General features: G+C 72.6%; 15 protein-coding genes. 2 read left to right on the plus strand and 13 right to left on the minus strand.

Annotated elements, in window-relative coordinates; all coding sequences use genetic code 11:
• Positions 1-115 precede the first annotated feature (115 nt).
• The 8 genes from FS793_RS15435 to FS793_RS15470 all read right to left on the minus strand — a co-directional run bounded on the left by FS793_RS15435 (position 116) and on the right by FS793_RS15470 (position 9,503).
• Positions 116-1,729: an ABC transporter ATP-binding protein gene (locus tag FS793_RS15435; RefSeq protein WP_144721942.1), complete on the minus strand. Its 1,614-nt coding sequence runs from the start codon at positions 1,727-1,729 to the stop codon at positions 116-118.
• Positions 1,726-2,313: a GbsR/MarR family transcriptional regulator gene (locus FS793_RS15440; protein WP_144721944.1), complete on the minus strand. Its 588-nt coding sequence runs from the start codon at positions 2,311-2,313 to the stop codon at positions 1,726-1,728. Before FS793_RS15440 ends, FS793_RS15435 begins: the two co-directional genes overlap by 4 nt.
• Positions 2,310-3,827 (minus strand): serine hydrolase domain-containing protein, encoded by a 1,518-nt coding sequence (locus FS793_RS15445; RefSeq protein ID WP_222123778.1) that lies wholly within the window; start codon positions 3,825-3,827, stop codon positions 2,310-2,312. The genes FS793_RS15440 and FS793_RS15445 overlap by 4 nt, the downstream gene beginning before the upstream one ends.
• A complete protein-coding gene (locus tag FS793_RS15450; protein ID WP_144721946.1) occupies positions 3,824-4,717 on the minus strand; it encodes an ABC transporter permease in 894 nt (297 codons plus the stop codon). The genes FS793_RS15445 and FS793_RS15450 overlap by 4 nt, the downstream gene beginning before the upstream one ends.
• On the minus strand, positions 4,714-5,646 hold the full coding sequence (locus FS793_RS15455) for an ABC transporter permease (RefSeq protein ID WP_144721948.1): 933 nt from the start codon (positions 5,644-5,646) through the stop codon (positions 4,714-4,716). Before FS793_RS15455 ends, FS793_RS15450 begins: the two co-directional genes overlap by 4 nt.
• Positions 5,643-7,100 (minus strand): M14 family zinc carboxypeptidase, encoded by a 1,458-nt coding sequence (locus FS793_RS15460; protein ID WP_260980213.1) that lies wholly within the window; start codon positions 7,098-7,100, stop codon positions 5,643-5,645. Before FS793_RS15460 ends, FS793_RS15455 begins: the two co-directional genes overlap by 4 nt.
• A gap of 108 nt (positions 7,101-7,208) precedes the next feature.
• Complete coding sequence (locus FS793_RS15465) at positions 7,209-8,798, minus strand: peptide ABC transporter substrate-binding protein (protein ID WP_144721952.1); 1,590 nt, start codon at positions 8,796-8,798, stop codon at positions 7,209-7,211.
• A gap of 300 nt (positions 8,799-9,098) precedes the next feature.
• Positions 9,099-9,503 (minus strand): arsenate reductase ArsC, encoded by a 405-nt coding sequence (locus FS793_RS15470; RefSeq protein ID WP_144721954.1) that lies wholly within the window; start codon positions 9,501-9,503, stop codon positions 9,099-9,101.
• A gap of 142 nt (positions 9,504-9,645) precedes the next feature.
• On the opposite strand from FS793_RS15470, the gene FS793_RS15475 reads away from it, so the two are divergent.
• Positions 9,646-10,203 (plus strand): RNA polymerase sigma factor, encoded by a 558-nt coding sequence (locus FS793_RS15475; protein WP_144721956.1) that lies wholly within the window; start codon positions 9,646-9,648, stop codon positions 10,201-10,203.
• A complete protein-coding gene (locus tag FS793_RS15480; protein WP_144721958.1) occupies positions 10,200-11,012 on the plus strand; it encodes a hypothetical protein in 813 nt (270 codons plus the stop codon). Before FS793_RS15475 ends, FS793_RS15480 begins: the two co-directional genes overlap by 4 nt.
• Positions 11,013-11,080: 68 nt before the next feature.
• Here the strand turns inward: FS793_RS15480 and FS793_RS15485 are convergent, their stop codons facing one another.
• Genes FS793_RS15485 through FS793_RS15500 form a run of 5 tightly spaced genes read right to left on the minus strand, consistent with a single transcriptional unit; the run spans position 11,081 to position 16,401 of the window.
• On the minus strand, positions 11,081-12,148 hold the full coding sequence (locus FS793_RS15485) for an oxidoreductase (RefSeq protein ID WP_144721960.1): 1,068 nt from the start codon (positions 12,146-12,148) through the stop codon (positions 11,081-11,083).
• The gene (locus FS793_RS16420; protein WP_222123779.1) at positions 12,145-13,302 is read right to left on the minus strand and encodes a M20 family metallopeptidase; all 1,158 of its coding nucleotides are present in this window, start codon (positions 13,300-13,302) and stop codon (positions 12,145-12,147) included. The genes FS793_RS15485 and FS793_RS16420 overlap by 4 nt, the downstream gene beginning before the upstream one ends.
• On the minus strand, positions 13,299-14,306 hold the full coding sequence (locus tag FS793_RS16425) for a ketopantoate reductase family protein (RefSeq protein ID WP_222123780.1): 1,008 nt from the start codon (positions 14,304-14,306) through the stop codon (positions 13,299-13,301). Before FS793_RS16425 ends, FS793_RS16420 begins: the two co-directional genes overlap by 4 nt.
• Positions 14,303-15,088 (minus strand): SDR family NAD(P)-dependent oxidoreductase, encoded by a 786-nt coding sequence (locus tag FS793_RS15495; RefSeq protein ID WP_144721962.1) that lies wholly within the window; start codon positions 15,086-15,088, stop codon positions 14,303-14,305. The genes FS793_RS16425 and FS793_RS15495 overlap by 4 nt, the downstream gene beginning before the upstream one ends.
• The gene (locus FS793_RS15500) at positions 15,088-16,401 is read right to left on the minus strand and encodes an MFS transporter (protein WP_144721964.1); all 1,314 of its coding nucleotides are present in this window, start codon (positions 16,399-16,401) and stop codon (positions 15,088-15,090) included. Before FS793_RS15500 ends, FS793_RS15495 begins: the two co-directional genes overlap by 1 nt.
• Positions 16,402-16,429: the final 28 nt, after the last annotated feature.

A 16,429-nucleotide genomic window follows, 5' to 3' on the forward strand; every position in this document is an offset into this window, starting at 1 on the left:
GGATCTCGCGAGGCGCGAGCGGCCCGCGTCGCATCGCGCCGAGCGATGCTGAGCGGATCCTCATCCGCACATCGCAGACGAAGGACCGCTCAGCATCACCTCGTGCGGGAACGCCCTACGCCGCCCGCCGCGCCCGCTGCGCGCGCGGATCGGGCAGCGGCGCCGCCTCGAGCAGGCGCTGCGTGTACTCGTGCTCGGGAGCCATGAGCACGCGTCGCCGCGAGCCGAGCTCGACGACCCTGCCGCGGTGCAGCACGGCGACGCGGTCGCACAGGGCGTCGACGACGGCGAGGTCGTGGCTCACGAAGAGGCACGCGAACCGCAGGTCGCGCTGCAGCTCGCGCAGCAGCTCGAGCACCGTCGCCTGCACCGACACGTCCAGCGCCGAGGTGGGCTCGTCGGCGATCAGCAGCGTCGGCTCGAGCGCGAGCGCGCGGGCGATCGCGACGCGCTGGCGCTGGCCGCCCGACAGCTCGTGCGGATAGCGGGCTGCCCAGGATGCGGGCAGCTCGACGCGCTCGAGCAGCTCGCCGACGCGCGACGACAGGGCCGCGCCGCGCATCCGCTCGTGCACGTGCAGCGGCTCGCCGATCGAGTCGCCGATCGTGGCGCGCGGGTTCAACGCGGCCGTGGGGTTCTGGAACACGACGCCGATCGACCGCTTCACCTCCCGCACCTGCCGTCGCGACGCGGTCGCGAGGTCGAGGCCGCCGATGGTCACCGAGCCCTCGGTCAGGGGCGCGAGGCCGAGGATGCTCTTGCCGATCGTCGACTTGCCCGAGCCCGACTCGCCGACGAGCGCGAGCATCTCGCCCTCGCCGATCTCGAGCGAGACGCCGTCGACGGCGCGCACGACGCCGCGGCGCACCTTGTACTCGACCACGAGGTCCTGCACGCGCAGCACGGGCTCCGACGCCTCGGGCACCGGGCGCTCGGGCGAGCCGAGCTGCGGCACCGCGGCGAGCAGCTCCTGCGTGTACGCGGCCTGCGGCGCGTCGAACAGCGCCTGCACCTCGGCCGTCTCCTCCACGAGTCCGCGGCGCAGCACGACGACGCGGTCGGCCATGTCGGCGACGACGCCCATGTCGTGCGTGATGAGCAGGATCGACGTGCCCGTGCGCTGCTGCAGGCGACGCATGACGTCGAGCACCTCGCGCTGCACCGTCACGTCGAGCGCCGTCGTGGGCTCGTCGGCGATGAGCAGCTCGGGGTCGCACGACAGCGCCATCGCGATCATGACGCGCTGCGCCTGCCCGCCGGAGAGCTGGTGCGGGTACGAGCGGATGCGCTGCTCGGGATCGGGCAGCTCGACCATGCGGAGCAGCTCGAGCGTGCGCTCCTGCCGCTCGGCCTTCGACATCGACGGGCGGTGCCTGCGCAGCATCTCGCCGATCTGGAAGCCGATCGTGAAGACGGGATCGAGCGCGTTCGTCGGGTCCTGGAAGACGACGGCGATGCGGTCGCCGCGCACGTGGCGCATCCGCGACTCGGGCATCCCGATGAGCTCGTCGCCGTCGAGCCGTGCGGACCCCGAGACCGATGCGGTGTCGGGCAGCAGCCCCACGAGCGACAGCGCCGAGACGCTCTTGCCCGAGCCCGACTCGCCGACGAGCGCGAGCACCTCGCCCCGGTGCAGCGTGAACGACGCCCCGCGCACGGCGGGCACGACGTCGGCGCCGACCCGGAACTCGACCTTCAGGTCGTCGACCTGCAGCAGCGGCTCGCTCATCCCCGACCCTCCTCGGACGCCTCGGCGTCGACCTCGTCGCGGAAGCGCTGCCAATCGGCGAGCATCTTCGCGTGATACCCGGCGAGCCACGACATGTAGCGCTCGGCGTTCTCGAGACGCGTGCGGGGCCCGGTCGCGCCCTCGGGCACGATGTCGAGCCCGTAGGCGATGGCCGTCTCGATGCGGCGCAGGTACTCCCGCTCGCCGGCGAGGAACCCGCCCCACACGTCGTCCTCGGCCCGGAAGTAGTGGCTGCGGTCGCCCGGGATGGACACGGGCTTGAGGAAGCCCACGTTCATGAGCGACCGCGTCGACATCGACACGGCGCCGGCGGAGGCGCGCAGCAGGTCGGCGATGCGCGCCGACGACAGGTACGGCGCGTCGACGACGAGCAGCAGTCCCAGCACTCGGCCGTCCATGCGCGGGTTGCCCGCCGTGCCCCATGCGTAGGCGAAGTCCTCGATGAACGCGCGCGTCGCCTCGTCGAGCTCCGTCGGCATGAGGTCGCGCTGCTCGAGCGCGGCCGCGGCCTCGCCCTCGGCGGGGGAGGGTGCGGATGCGGTGGCGGCTGCGTCGTCGGTCACAGCGACACCCTAGGCAGCGCGCCCGCGAGGTCGCCCGACTCGAGCGCGGCGCGCCACGCGTCGATGCGCCAGCTCGTCATGCCGCTGGTGGTGAGCGTCTCGACGGCGCCGTCGGCGTCGCGGCCGAACACGGCGGGCTCGCCCGTCGCCCAGAAGCCGGCGACGTCGTCGGTCGCGAGCGAGTCGGCGGTGTCGGTGACGCGCAGGCGCACGACGAAGCCGGCGGGCTCGGGCGCCTTCGGCGCGAGGATCACGAGGCGACCGCCCAGCGACACGACGTCCTCGACGCTCCACAGGTTGGCGAAGCGGCCTTCGAGCTCGGCGGCGATCGACGCGGGCACCGCGACCGACGCATCCGCCTCCACCTCCTCGGCGAGCGCGAGCGCCAGGTCGATGATCGCGAGCACGCCGCCCGCGATCGTGCCGGCGGGGCCGTCGATGGCGTTGGTGAGCGCCGAGACGACGAGGTCGTCCTTCGGATCGATCCACGTGCGCGTGATGTGGCCGGGGTAGCCGCCCGAGTGGCCGACGACGGCGCGCGAGCCGATGGTCTCGACGTCGAAGCCGAGGCCGTAGTGGCGCGTGACGCCCGCGTGCGTCACGGGCGACTCGGGGCGCTGCAGCAGACGCTTCGACGCATCGGTGACGAGCGTCTCGTTGCCGAAGGCGTGCGCCGAGCCGTAGACGGTGAGGTCGGCGGCGGTCGCGAACCAGCCGGTCGCCGGCGCCATGGCGGCGGTGTCGACGTGGCGGATGCGGTGCCGGGCCTCGCCCGCGCGCGTGCGACCCGTGTGGCCGGCTGCGAACTCGCCGTCGCGCTCGGCGAGCCACTCGGGACCCATGGCGGTGGTGCCGAGCGGTCCGGTGATGCGCTCGGCGACGAGCTCGGCGTACGACATGCCCGACGCGCCCTCGAGCACGAGGCCCAGCAGCGAGTAGCCGATGTTCGAGTACTTGAAGTGCTCGTTCGTGGCGTAGACGACGCCCTCGGCCTTCGCCATGGCGATGATGGCGTCGCGGTCGGGGAAGACGCCGCCGCCGCGCTGCCAGTAGTTCGCGTCGGAGCCATCGCGGATGACGCCGCCCTGGTGACCGAGCAGCTCGCGCACCGTCACGGTCGCGACGCCCGAGCCGGCGAGCGCCGGCACCCACTGCTCGACCGTGTCGTCGAGGCGCAGCTCGCCGGCCTCGACGAGCTGCAGCGCCGCCGTGGCCGTGAACGTCTTCGAGTGCGACGCGATGCGGAAGAGGTGGTCGGTCGTGAGCGGCGCCTGCGTCTCGACGTCGGCGACGCCCCACGCGAGGTCCAGCAGCAGCTCGCCCTTGTGGCGCACGGCCACCTGGATGCCGGGCGTGCCCAGCAGCTCGCCCTGGAACGCGACCCAGCGCTCCACGTAGGCGAGCGCATCCCGCATCGCTGCGGCCTTGGCCGCGCCCGTCGGCGTGTGGTCGGCGGTCGACTCGACGGCCTGGTCGAGCGTGGCGGTGGTGGTCATGTCCTCGGTGGAGGTCATCGTCGTCCCTTCGGGTCGAGGGTGTCGCGGAGGATGTCGCCCAGGGTGATGAGGGCGAGCACCGTGACGGAGAGGAAGAGGCTCGGGAAGAGCAGCATGTGGGGAGCGGAGGAGAAGTAGGACTGCGCGTTCGACAGCTGCAGGCCCCACGAGATCGACGGCGACTGCAAGCCGACGCCGAGGAAGGTCAGCGTCGACTCGGCCACGATGACGGAGCCGACCATCGTCGCCGCGATCGCCATGACGGGGCCGATGGAGTTCGGCACGACATGACGAGCCAGGATGCGGGAGTCGGGGATGCCCATCGCCTGCGCGGCCTGCACGTACTCGGTGCCCTTGACGCCGCGCACGGCGCCGCGCACGAGGCGCGCCATCGTCGGCCACGAGAAGAACGCGAGCACGAGGGCGACCATGACGGGCGAGCGGCCGCCGACCGAGTTCAGCACGACGATGGCGCCGAGCAGGAACGGGAAGCCGAGGAACACGTCGGTGAGGCGCGAGATGAGCCGGTCGAGCACGCCGCCGACGTAGCCGGCGATCGTGCCGAGCACGATCGCGATCGCGAGGCACAGCACGGTCGTGAGCACGCCGATGAAGATCGAGGTGCTCGTGCCGTAGATGACGTTCGCGTAGATGTCGCAGCCCTGCAGGTCGGTGCCGAACACGTGCGTCGCCGACGGCGGCTGCGACGAGTCGCCGAGCTGGCATGCGCGCGGATCGGGCTGGCCGAACAGGCCCGCGAAGAGCTGCGGCACGAGCGCGACGACCACGAGCAGCGCGAGCACCGCCGAGCAGATCCAGAACACGGGACGCTTGCGCAGGCTCGCCCACACGCCGCGCTGGCCCATCGTGGTGGTGGGGAGGTCGACGGGGGCGACGGCGCCGGTCATGCGCGGATCCTCGGGTCGAGTGCGGAGTTGATGAGGTCGACGACGACGCTCGTCACGAGGAAGATCAGGATGAGCGCCGTCGAGACGCCCACGACCGTCGGTCCCTCATGCGTGCGGATGCCCTCGAACAGCATCTGGCCGATGCCCGGCAGGTTGAAGATGGCCTCGATCACGACGGTGCCGCCGAGCAGGAAGCCCAGGTCGATCGCGAGGAACGTCAGCACGGGGGCGACGGAGTTGCGCAGCACGTGCACGCCCACGATGTCGCGCTGGCGCAGCCCCTTCGCGACGAGCGTGCGCACGAAGTCCGACTGCATCGTGTCGATGACCGAGCCGCGCGTCAGTCGTGCGGTCGCGGCGAGGCCGAAGAGCGCGATGACGATGGCTGGGAGGATGTACGACGTCGGCCAGCCGTCGCCCGTGCCGGCGATGGGGAACCATCCCAGCCGGAGCCCGAAGATGAGCTGCGCGGCGGAGCCGACGACGAAGACGGGGATCGACGTGGCGAGGATGGTGCCGACCAGCACGGTGCGGTCGAGCATCGAGCCCTTGCGCAGGCCGGCGACGAGGCCGAGCAGCACGCCCACGACGACCTCGATCGCCCACGCCGTGAGCGCGAGGGTGATGGTGACGGGCCAGCGCGCCTCCATGCGGGCCGCGACCGATGCGCCCTGGAAGGTCGTGCCGAGGTCGCCCGTGAAGAGGTTGCCGAGGTAGCGCAGGTACTGCAGCCACAGCGGGTCGTCGAGGTGGTACTGCGCACGGATCTGCGCCACGACGTTGTCGGGCAGCGGGCGGTCGCCGCCGAGCGCCGCGATGGGGTCGCCGGGCAGCGAGAACACCATGGCGTAGATGATGAACGTCACGCCGACGAAGACGATGGCGAGCTCGAGCAGGCGCGAGCCGATCGCGCGGGCGGTGCCGGTCATGCCGTGACCCCGGAGGCGAGGGCGGCGACGTCGTCGGACGGTGCCTGCGCTCGCGATGCGTCGAGCAGCAGCGACGACGCGGCGAGCGTCGACGCCACCTGCACGCCGACGAGGTTCGCGATCGGCAGCGGCGTCAGCCCCTCGACGGCATCCGCCGCCGCGCACCATGCGTCGTACTGCGCGCCGAGCCGCTCGCGCACGCGGCGCAGGCCCACGGGCGCCGTGCCGGCCTGCACCTCGGCGTCGATCGCGCGCAGCAGGATGCCGCCGAAGCGCAGCTGGAACATGCGCACCATGTCGGCGTTCGAGAAGACCTCCGCGACGGTCGCCTCCCGCTCGGGATCGATCCGGTCGAGGCGCGCAGCCTCCGACGTGCCGATGTGCCCCATGGCGGGCACGAACGCGCGGGATGCGCGCAGGAAGGGCGTGGCGACGGGCAGGTCGGGCTCGGCGGCGTCGAGCGCCGCCTGCAGCACGGCGCCGAGCTCGGTGAGCGCAGCCGCCTTCTCGGCGATGACGTCGCGGTAGCGCCGACCGGACCCCGAGGTGTCGGTGGAGTCGGCGTGCGACCAGTACGGGAGCTCGGCGACGAGGCCGAACGTGCCGTGGCGAGCGATGTAGTCGGCGGATCCGCCGCCGCCCACCTCGGTCGACGGGTCGAGGCCGAGCGACTCGAGGTAGTCGTAGTGCTCGCTCGACAGCGGCGAGCGGTACACGGCCTGCGCGAGCGGCTCGAGGTCGGGCGACTCGGGCTCGCCGGCGTCGAGGGGCAGGTCGAGCGCTGCCGGGATGGCGTGCAGCGCATCCACGATCCCGTCGAGGTCGCGCGTGACGTAGTAGTAGACGCCGCCGAGCTCGGCGTTGTGCAGGCCGACCATGAGCTCGGGCGTCGTCTGGTCGATGAGGCGCATGAGGGCCTGCGTCTCGGGCATGACCCGGTCGAACCAGGCGTCCTTGTGCGCGAAGGGGAACGACCACTCCACCTGCTCGTCGGGAGCGGGGCGGTAGAAGCGGCGCGAGTAGGCGACCCGGTCGCTCGGGGCGGCGAACCAGCCCTCGTTGAGACGCGTGCCGTCGGGGTCGATGCAGGGCACGAGGTGCCAGGTGGCGTCGTGGGCGGCGCGGAGGTCGTCGTCGGCGACGAGCTCGCGGGCCAGGTGCTGCAGAGTGCGGAACCCGATGGGCTCGTTGGGGTGCACGCCGCCGACGAGCACGACGTCGCGTGCGCCCGAGCCGATCGCGTACGAGTGGATGGGCTCGCCGAGGCGCGAGGTGCCGATGCGCTGCTCGCGCACGAGGTGCGGATGCGTCGCGGCGAGCTCGGCGAAGTCGGCGAGCAGGGCGTCGACCGTGGGGAAGTCGTGGGTCTCGGGCACGCGCTGTGCCCGCGCGATGGCGTCGGCGAGGGTGCCGGGCACGGGCTGCTCGGGGCTGGGGGTGACGGTGTCGGTCACGAGGGTCTCTCCTGCTGCTGCGGCGCTCGACGGGTGGTGCATCCGCCGGGCGGGGTGCCGGCGGGGCGACCCTCGTGGGGTCGCCCCGCCGGTGGGGCTGCTCGTCGATCAGTCGGCGAGCACGATCTCCCGCAGGGTCGGGTTGCCGACGGGCGAGGTGACGAGCTCGGCGATGCGCTCGCTCGTGACGTACGAGTACGTCTCGTTGAAGAGCGGCACGGCGGGGAACTCGGCCTGGATGAGCTCCTGCACGTCCGCGTACGCGGTGCCGTCGCCCGACGGGTCGGCGTCGGCCGTCGCCATGGCTGCTGCGACCTCGTCCGAGTAGAACGGGATGCAGTTGTCGCATCCGCCGCCCTGGATGAAGAACACGCGCAGCGTCGCCTGCTGGCTCGGGTACAGCGCGCCCCAGCGGCTGAAGTACGGCGAGTCGATGTCGCCCGCGGTGCGAGTGGCGAGGAACTCCGCCCAGTCGGCCGAGGGGTCGATCGTCGCCTCGATGCCGAGGTTCTGACGCAGCTGGTTGGCGATCGCCTCGTACAGCGGGTCGAGCCCGCCGCCGCCGGGGAAGTAGATCTCCATCGTGCCCTCGAAGCCGCCGGCCTCCTCGAGCAGCGCCGCAGCGGCCTCGGGGTCGTACTCGCAGTACTCGCCGCAGATGCCCTCGGGCGTGCCGGGCTCGATCGTGGGCGTCCACGCCGTGGCCGGCTCGTAGGTGCCGCCGTAGACGACGTCGATGATGGTCTCGCGGTCGATGGCCATCGAGATCGCCTGGCGCACGCGCACGTCCTGGTAGCGCTCGTCCCACAGCGGCAGGCCGAGGAACGAGATGCCGGGCGCCTCGAACGAGTACAGGCGGTCGCCGAAGTCGCCCTCCGCCTGCGTGAGGCGGTTGGCGGGCACGCCGTTGACGTCGAGGTTGCCGGCGAGCACGTCGGTGTACGCCGTGGCCTCGTCGGTGTAGGGCACGAACGAGATCTGGTCGATCGTCGGCTCGTCGCCGGCGAAGTCCTCGTACGCGGTGACGACGATCGTCTCGTTCTCGACGTAGTCGTCGACGATCTCGAACGGACCGTTGCCGATCGGGTGCACGTTGTAGGCGTCGAGGTCGTCCATGGCGGTCTCGGGCATCGGGTAGAACGCCGTCATCGCCTGCGAGACCTGCAGCGGGAACTGCCCGTCGGGGCCCGAGAGCTCCACGGTGAAGGTGGTGTCGTCGACGACCGTGAGGCCCGACATCTCGGTCGTGGTGGGCTCGCCCTCGGCGGGGTTGAGGTCGGCGTAGCCGACGATGTTCGCGAGCTGGCCGGAGTTCTCCATGGCGTTGGGGCCGTACGCGACGGCGTTCCACGAGTCGACGTACGACTGCGCGGTCACGGGGGTGCCGTCGTGGAAGGTCCATCCGTCGCGGAGCGTGATCGTGTACGTCGTGGCGTCGTCGGTCTCGACCGACTCGGCGGCGACGTAGTCGAGCGAGCCGTCGTTGTTGAGGAACGTCAGCGGCGACCAGACGGCCATGTTGAAGTCGAACGCGACCGACTGGCGGCCGGGGATGAGCAGCTGCGGGTCGGTGGTGCCGTAGCTGATGGCGTTCTCGGATGCGGCGGCGTCGGTGTCGCCGCCACCTCCCGAGCAGGCGGTGATGGCGAGCGCGGAGGCCGCGATGGCCCCCACGAGCGCGAGGCGTGAGCGCTGCATGATGTCTCTCCTGGTGCCGGGGGATGCGGCGACGCTCGGCGGAGTGCTGGTGCCGAGGGCCGTTGGAGAGTCAGTGAACGCCGCGCACCGGATGCTGGTCAAGCGTTTCCTTCAGAAGTTTCACAAAGTGATGAAACCTTTACACGACGGAAACACGATGCGTTGCGAGCGATGGCGCGGCCGAGACTCCGCTGCGCGAGATGCGCGAGGCAGCTGAGGGTGTCGTGCGACGTGCGCACGAACCGGCGCTGCTGCGCGCGGCCGTCCGGTCGACCCGTGCGCACGGCGTCGACGCACGGATCAGCGCGTCGGCGCGAGCTCCGCGATCAGCGCCTCGACGCGGGCGCGGATGTCGTCGCGGATGGGCCGCACGGCCTCGATGCCCTGGCCGGCAGGGTCGTCGAGCACCCAGTCCTCGTAGCGCTTGCCGGGGAAGAACGGGCACGCGTCGCCGCAGCCCATCGTGATGACGGCGTCCGACGCCTGCACGACCTCGGTCGTGAGCACCTTCGGCTGCTCGGCCGTGATGTCGATGCCGACCTCGGCCATCGCCGCGACGGCGACGGGGTTGATCTGCTCGGCGGGCATCGAGCCGGCCGAGCGCACCTCGATGCGGTCTCCGGCGAGCGCGCGCACGAATCCAGCAGCCATCTGCGAGCGGCCGGCGTTGTGCACGCAGACGAACAGGACGGAGGGAGTGGTCACGGGTCCATCCTCCCGCACGCAGCGCCGGCTCCGCGATCCCGCTGCGTCGCCGAGCGCTGCGCACACGACGGGCCAGCAGCACGTGCCTCCCCGATGCAGCAGATGGCGACGATGTAACGCGCGCCGTCATGCTGGACACGTCATGGGCATGGGACACGACGCGACTCGCGCCGACGAGTACAGAGGGCTGTTCCGCGACGTCTACAACGACGCGGTGCGGTTCGCCATGCGCAGGGCGGATCCGACCGATGCCGACGAGGCGGTGGCCACGGCGATGACCATCGCATGGCGACGCTTCGATCGCGCACCGGCCACGCTCGACGCGCGGCGCGCATGGGTCTTCGGCATCGTGCGCAAGACGCTGCTCAACGAGCGTCGAGGCCGCGCGAGGCGGGCGGCCCTCGAGGTGCGCGTCGCGAGCCACGCCGAGCTCGTGCACCGCGACGATCACTCCGCCGTCGACCTCCGGGCCGACCTCGAGGCGGCGTGGTCGACGCTCTCGGCGCAGCAGCAGGAGGCGCTCGGCCTCGCGGTGTTCGAGCAGCTCGACGCGTCCCATGCTGCCAAGGCGCTGGGCATCCTGCCCGGTACCTACCGCGTCCGACTGTCGAGGGCGCGCGATGCATTGCGAGTCGCGCTCGACGAGCGGTCGTCGGCAGCCGCACACACTGCATCCCGCATCGCCCAGGAGGCATCATGACGCTCGATTCCCAGCTCCGTTCCCTCGACGTCGCCGAGGGGCAGCCCGACGCCCGCAGGCGAGCACGCGGCGCCTCGCTCGTCGAGCGCATCGTGCACGACGAGTCGTCGACGACGAGCGCAGCTCGACGGCGCGTCGTCTGGCGCGTCGCGGGCGTCGCCGCTGCCGGCGCGCTCCTGGCAGCAGGAGGCGTGCTGCTGCCGAGCGCGCTGAGCCCCGCGCAGCCCGCCGTCGCGTCGTGGACGGCGGATCCGAGCGCCGTCTCGAGCGCAGACCTCCAGGTCGCTGCCGACGCGTGCCGTGCCTCCGCCTCGCCTTGGCCCTGGTCGCCTGCCATGCGCGATGCGTCGGTGCTGCTCGCCGAGCGGCGCGGCGACGTCGTGGGGGTCGTGCTGTGGCAGGCCGAGCCCGAGCGGCAGACGTCCTGCATCGTCGAGCTGCCGCCGGGTTCCTCGTCGGCGACCGCGGTGCGCAGCGCCGAGTCCGGACAGTCCGGACCTGCGCTCCAGGCCCCGGCGGGTGCCTTCGCAGAGGGTGGCATCGCCCAGTTCGCCGTCGATGGCGGCGACGTCTCGATGACGTCCGGTTCCGTGGGACAGGGAGTCGTCGCGGTGCGGCTCCACGCCGACGGCATCACCACGGAGGCGACGGTGGCTGACGGTCGCTACGTCGCCTGGTGGCCGGGCGCTGCGCTGACGTCCGACGACGAGCCGTCGGGGGAGGGCGGCCCGGAGAGCATCGTGCGCTACGACCTCGTGCTCGCCGACGGCTCGGTCGTCGCCGACGCCACCTCGGTCCTGCCCGACTGACCAGCGCTGCGCGCGATCGAGGCGGTCGCCGCATCCCCTGACCGGGTGGATGCGGCGACCGCCTCGAGTCAGTAGGCGCGCAGCCGCTGGGGCGGCACCCAGTCGACGTCGGCGCCGAGCTCGCGCGCCCAGCGGATCGGCGTCGACGCGTCGCGCAGCGCCGCGCGGCCGATGCGCACGGCCGCGACGCCCGACGCGACGATCGCGTCCGCCTGCGCCGCGGTCTCGACGAGCCCCACGGCCGAGGTCACGACGCCCTCGGCGGCGATGCGCTCCGCGAGGTGCACCTGGTAGCCGGGGCCGACGGGGATGTCGGCGAGCACGAGCCCTCCCGACGACGCGTCGACGGCATCGGCGCCCGCGGCGATCGCCCACGTCGCGACCTGCGCGGCGTCGTCGGGCGTGACGCCGCCGTCGGTCCAGTCCGTCGCCGAGAGGCGCACGACGATCGGCAGCTCGGGCAGCGCGTCGCGGATGCGGCGCACGACGTCGAGCAGCAGCGCGGCCCGGCCGGCGAGGTCGCCGCCGAAGCGGTCGGCGCGCCGATTCGTGATGGGCGAGAGCAGCTGGTGCAGCAGGTAGCCGTGCGCGGCGTGCACCTCGACGACGTCGAATCCCGCCGCGACCGCGCGGTGCGCGGCGGCGACGAACGCATCCGCGATCTCCTCCAGCTCGGCCGTCGACGCCGCACGCGGCTGCGCGAGCCCGAGGATCTGCACGTTGGAGGCCGACACCGTCTGCCAGCCGCCGGCATCCACCGGCACCGAGCCGCGTGCCGACCCGTCGCGGCCGAAGCCCGCGTACGTGCTGGCCTTCGCGCCCGCATGGTTCAGCTGCACGCCGATCGCGGCGCCCTGGGCGTGCGCGAAGTCGACGATGGGGCGCCACGCCTCCACCTGCGCGTCGCTCCAGATGCCGGTGTCCTGGCGCGTGATGCGTCCGTCGGGCTCGATCGCCGTCGCCTCGACGACGAGCAGGCCCGTGCCACCCGCGGCGAGGGCGCCGTAGTGCACGCGATGCCAGTCGGTGGGCACGCCGTCGTACGCGTCGACGGAGTACTGGCACATGGGCGCGATCCAGATGCGATTGCGCAGCTCGAGGCCGCGCAGGCGCATGCCGTCGACGACGGAGGTCATGCCGCGGCTCCGCCGCCGAGGCGCGCGATGAGGCCCGCCGCGAGCGCGGTGCGCTGCACCATGCCGTCGATCGAGATCCACTCGTGGCGTGCATGCGCGCCATCGCCGACGGCCCCGAGGCCGTCGAGCACCGGCAGGCCCAGCGCTGCGGCGAAGTTGCCGTCGCTCGCGCCGCCCACCGAGATCTCCTCGACGGTCCAGCCCTGCTCGACCGACACCGCGCGCGCGGTCGCGAACAGCGCTGCCGTGACCTCGCTGCGCGGCATGACGGGTCGGTTCCAGCCGCCGTCGACCTCGAGGCCGGCGCCGTCGCGGTGCGGCCGCATGGCGGCGAGGGCGGCGTCGATGCGATCCATCTCGGCGGCGTCGGCCACGCGCACGTCGACGAGCGCGTGCGCGCGGCCCGCCGTCACGTTCGAGCGCGAGCCGCCGGTGATCGTGCCGACGTTGACGCTCGTGCCCGCCGAGAGGTCCGCGGAGGCGTGCAGGGTCAGCACCGCACGGGCCATCTCGTCGATGGCGCTCACGCCGCGCTCGGGGTCGAGGCCCGCGTGGCCCTCGATGCCGCGCGTCGTGACCGAGAAGATGCCGACGCCCTTGCGCGCCGTCTTCAGGGCGCCCTCGGCGCTCGCCTCGAACACGAGCACGGCGTCGCGACCGGCGACGGCCTCCTCGATGACGGGACGCGATGCGAGCGAGCCGATCTCCTCGTCGCCGTTGAGCACGAGGCGGATGGCCGGCAGCGGCAGCCCCTCGGCACGGGCGATCGCGATGGCGTGCGTGGCCTGCACGAGACCGGCCTTCATGTCGAAGACGCCGGGACCCGTGAGCCGGTCGCCGTCGATCGTCACGGGCCAGTCGGCGAGGGTGCCGAGCGGCCAGACGGTGTCGTAGTGGCAGAGGATGGCGATGGATCCCGTGCCGCCGTTCGCGGCCGGCCAGTCGAGCACCGCGATGTCGCCCTGCGTGCCGCCTGCGACGGTGCGCTCCGCGGCAGGGGCGCCGAGGTGCCGCTCGACGTACGCTCGCACCCAGGCGAGCCCGGCTGCGAGGGCGGCGAGGTCGTCGGAGGGGGTCTCCTGCTCCGCGTAGGCCGTCACGTCGGCGACGAGCGCCTCCCTGGCGGCCTCCGCCGCCTGCACGAGCGCGCTCATGCGGTCGCCAGCCGGTCGAGCTCGGCCAGGTGCGCCTCGTCCATCGCGGTCTCGTGGGTCTCGAGCGCGACGATCGCATCCACCATCCATCGCACGAGCGGCGTGGGGATGCCGTGGCGTGCGGCGGCCTCGAGCACGGGGCCGTACTGCGTCGGCACCTCGGTGCGGCGGCCGCGCACGGCGATGTCGCGCCAGATGCCCGAGCGCTTCTTCGTCTGCCTGCCGAGCCACGCGACGAGGCCGTCGGTCGCGGCGTCGGCCGTGGCCGCGTCGCCGAGGTAGTCGTTCGGCGCGAAGGCGTCGAAGCCCTCGAGCGCGATGCCCTCGGCGGTCGCGACCGTGAGCACCTCGCGCACGAGCGCGTGCATGCCGACGCGGTGGCGGTCGATGAGGTCGCCCATGTCGTCGTCGGCGAGGGCGGATGCGACGAGCATCGCGCCGAAGCCGAGCTTCGACCAGAGGAAGCCGGGCACGTTCTCGGACACGATGGGCTCGCCCCAGTGGCGCAGGTCGTGCGCGAGGGTGCGCACGCGATCGCTCGCGCCGCCGGCGTGCTCGCCGAGCGCGATGTCGCCGATGCCGCCGTCCTTCACGACGCCGGGCGCCATGACGTCGGCGAACAGGTCGACGAACGCGGCGACGGTGCGGTCGACGCCGACGTGGCGCGCGATCGTCGCCTCGTTGAGGCCGTTCTGCATCGACGCGACCCAGCCATCGGCGGCGAGGCGAGGCGCGATCCAGGCCGCGACGCCATCGGTCGCCTGCGCCTTGACGGCGAGCAGCACGGCGCCGAGGTCGGCGGGTGCCTCGTCGGGCGTCGAGATCGGCAGTCGTGCCGTGAGCTCGCCGGCCGGGTGCTCGATGCGCAACCCGTGCTCGGCGATGGCGGCGACGTGCTCGGGGTCGGCGTCGACGAGGTGCACGTCGGCACCTGCGAGGTGCAGGTGCACGGCGAGGGTGCCGCCGATCGCTCCTGCGCCGACGATCGTGTACTGCGAGGTCATGCCTGCTCTTCCTTGGTGGTGGCGGTCCAGTGCTGCGGGAGGTGCCAGGCACCCGTCGACGATCCGCCGTCGACGCGCAGCACCTCCCCGGTGATCCACTCCGCCTCGTCGCCGGCGATCCAGACGACGGCGCGGGCGATGTCGGCGGGGGTGCCGCGGCGGCCCAGGGGCGTGTCGCCGACGGCGTTCGCGTACTCCTCGGTCACGGGGTTCACGGTCGAGTCGACGGTGACGAAGCCGGGGGCGACGGCGTTGACGCGGATGCCGTGCCGTCCGAGCTCGAGGGCGGATGCGCGCGTGGCCGCCTCGAGCGCCGCCTTCGACGTCGAGTACGGCGCGGCACCGGGGCGCGCCCGCAGGGCGGCGCCCGACGAGATGCTCACGACGCTCGCACCGCGGCCGGCCGCGATGGCCCGGCGCGCGAGCGCGACCGTCAGCAGCACGGGGGCCCGGGTGTTGACGTCGAGCACGAGGTCCCACGTCGCGGCGTCGAGCTCGAGGAATGGCGTCGCCGGGTAGACGCCGGCGCTCGACACGAGCACGTCGACGGGCGCGGTCGCCCACGCTGCCGCCATGAGCGTCTCGTGCGCGTCGGGGCCGCGCAGGTCGACCGTCGTCGTCGCGCACGACGCCGCACCCGCCTCCAGGGCGAGCGTCGCGGCCTCGGCGAGCGGCTCGGCGTGCAGGTCGGCGATCGTCAGGGCGTCGCCCCCGCGCGCGAACGCGAGGGCGACCTCCCTGCCGATGCCCGAGCCGGCGCCGGTCACGAGCACGTGGCGCATCAGTCGAGCTCCTTGCCCTTCGTCTCGGGCATCGTCAGGTAGACGACGAGCCCGATCGCGGCGGCGATGGATGCGTACAGCCACACCCAGCCGCCCAGCCCGTTCGTGTTCATCCACGTCGTGATGTACGGCGCGGTGCCGCCGAAGCAGGCGACGGCGAGCGCGTAGGGCAGGCCGATGCCGGTGGCGCGCACCTCGGGCGGGAACTGCTCGGCCATGATGACGGCGCAGTTGGCCGAGTAGCCGACGAGCAGCACGTTGCCGATGATCTCGACCGCGAGCAGCGCCCAGAAGCCGCCGCCGATGAGCTGGAAGGCGGGCCACGCGAAGATGAGGAAGCCGCCGGCGAAGGCCGCCATCGTGGGCTTGCGGCCGATCTTGTCGGAGAGCAGGCCGCCGAACGGCAGCAGGCAGATGAAGATGATCATCGCGATGACGTTGGCGAGCAGCGCCTGGTTCAGCGGGATGCCCGTCGTCACGGCCGCGTACGTGGGCATGAAGTTGACCCACATGTAGTACAGCAGCGTGCCGGCGATCGTGATGCCGAAGACGCGCAGGGAGGCGCGGGGGTGCTCGCGCACCATGCGCACGAAGGCGTTGCGCTGCTTGGGCGTCGCCTCGGCGGCGACGCGCTGCTTGCCGGTCGCGAACGACTCGGTCTCCTCGATGCCGCGGCGCAGCCACAGGCCGACGAAGCCGAGCGACGCGGCGAAGATGAACGCGGCGCGCCAGCCCCAGCTGTCGACGGCCTCGGGCGGCAGCGCCGTCGTGATCGTGAATCCGAGCGCCGACGCGATGAGCACGCCGGCCGCGACCGACACCTGCTGCCACGAGCCGGCGAAGCCGCGGCGCTCGGGCGCCGCGGACTCGACGAGGAACGCGGATGCCGAGCCGAACTCGCCACCGGCGGCGAAGCCCTGCGCGAGGCGGGCGAGCACGAGCAGCAGCGGCGCGACGATGCCGACCTGCTCGTAGGTGGGTGCGAGGCCGATGACCAGCGTCGCGACCGCCATGAGCGTGATCGTGAAGAGCAGGCCCTTCTTGCGGCCGAAGCGGTCGGCGTACGAGCCCATGATGGCGGCGCCGATGGGTCGCATGATGAAGCCGACGGCGAAGATCGCGAGCGTCGACAGCAGCGCGGCGATGTCGTTGCCAGCGGGGAAGAAGTGGTGGGCGAAGATCGACGAGAACGTCGAGTAGACGGCCCAGTCGACGAACTCGACGGCGTTGCCGATCGAGCCGGCGACGATCGCCTTCTTGCCCTTCCTGCTGAGCTTCGTCCGGTGGACGGTCTCGGGTGCGGTGGTGGTCATGTGCGTATCTCTCTCGAGGGTGGGGGAG

The sequence above is a fragment of the Agrococcus jejuensis genome, assembly GCF_007679035.1.
Lineage (GTDB): Bacteria > Actinomycetota > Actinomycetes > Actinomycetales > Microbacteriaceae > Agrococcus > Agrococcus jejuensis_A.

Coding starts and splice junctions, on each gene's coding strand:
- FS793_RS16420 (WP_222123779.1), bottom strand. CDS start 13,302: ATGAGCGCGCTCGTGCAGGCGGCGGAGGCCGCCAGGGAGGCGCTCGTC.
- FS793_RS15480 (WP_144721958.1), top strand. CDS start 10,200: ATGACGCTCGATTCCCAGCTCCGTTCCCTCGACGTCGCCGAGGGGCAG.
- FS793_RS15475 (WP_144721956.1), top strand. CDS start 9,646: ATGGGCATGGGACACGACGCGACTCGCGCCGACGAGTACAGAGGGCTG.
- FS793_RS15500 (WP_144721964.1), bottom strand. CDS start 16,401: ATGACCACCACCGCACCCGAGACCGTCCACCGGACGAAGCTCAGCAGG.
- FS793_RS15435 (WP_144721942.1), bottom strand. CDS start 1,729: ATGAGCGAGCCGCTGCTGCAGGTCGACGACCTGAAGGTCGAGTTCCGG.
- FS793_RS15445 (WP_222123778.1), bottom strand. CDS start 3,827: ATGACCTCCACCGAGGACATGACCACCACCGCCACGCTCGACCAGGCC.
- FS793_RS15465 (WP_144721952.1), bottom strand. CDS start 8,798: ATGCAGCGCTCACGCCTCGCGCTCGTGGGGGCCATCGCGGCCTCCGCG.
- FS793_RS15495 (WP_144721962.1), bottom strand. CDS start 15,088: ATGCGCCACGTGCTCGTGACCGGCGCCGGCTCGGGCATCGGCAGGGAG.
- FS793_RS16425 (WP_222123780.1), bottom strand. CDS start 14,306: ATGACCTCGCAGTACACGATCGTCGGCGCAGGAGCGATCGGCGGCACC.
- FS793_RS15450 (WP_144721946.1), bottom strand. CDS start 4,717: ATGACCGGCGCCGTCGCCCCCGTCGACCTCCCCACCACCACGATGGGC.
- FS793_RS15485 (WP_144721960.1), bottom strand. CDS start 12,148: ATGACCTCCGTCGTCGACGGCATGCGCCTGCGCGGCCTCGAGCTGCGC.
- FS793_RS15455 (WP_144721948.1), bottom strand. CDS start 5,646: ATGACCGGCACCGCCCGCGCGATCGGCTCGCGCCTGCTCGAGCTCGCC.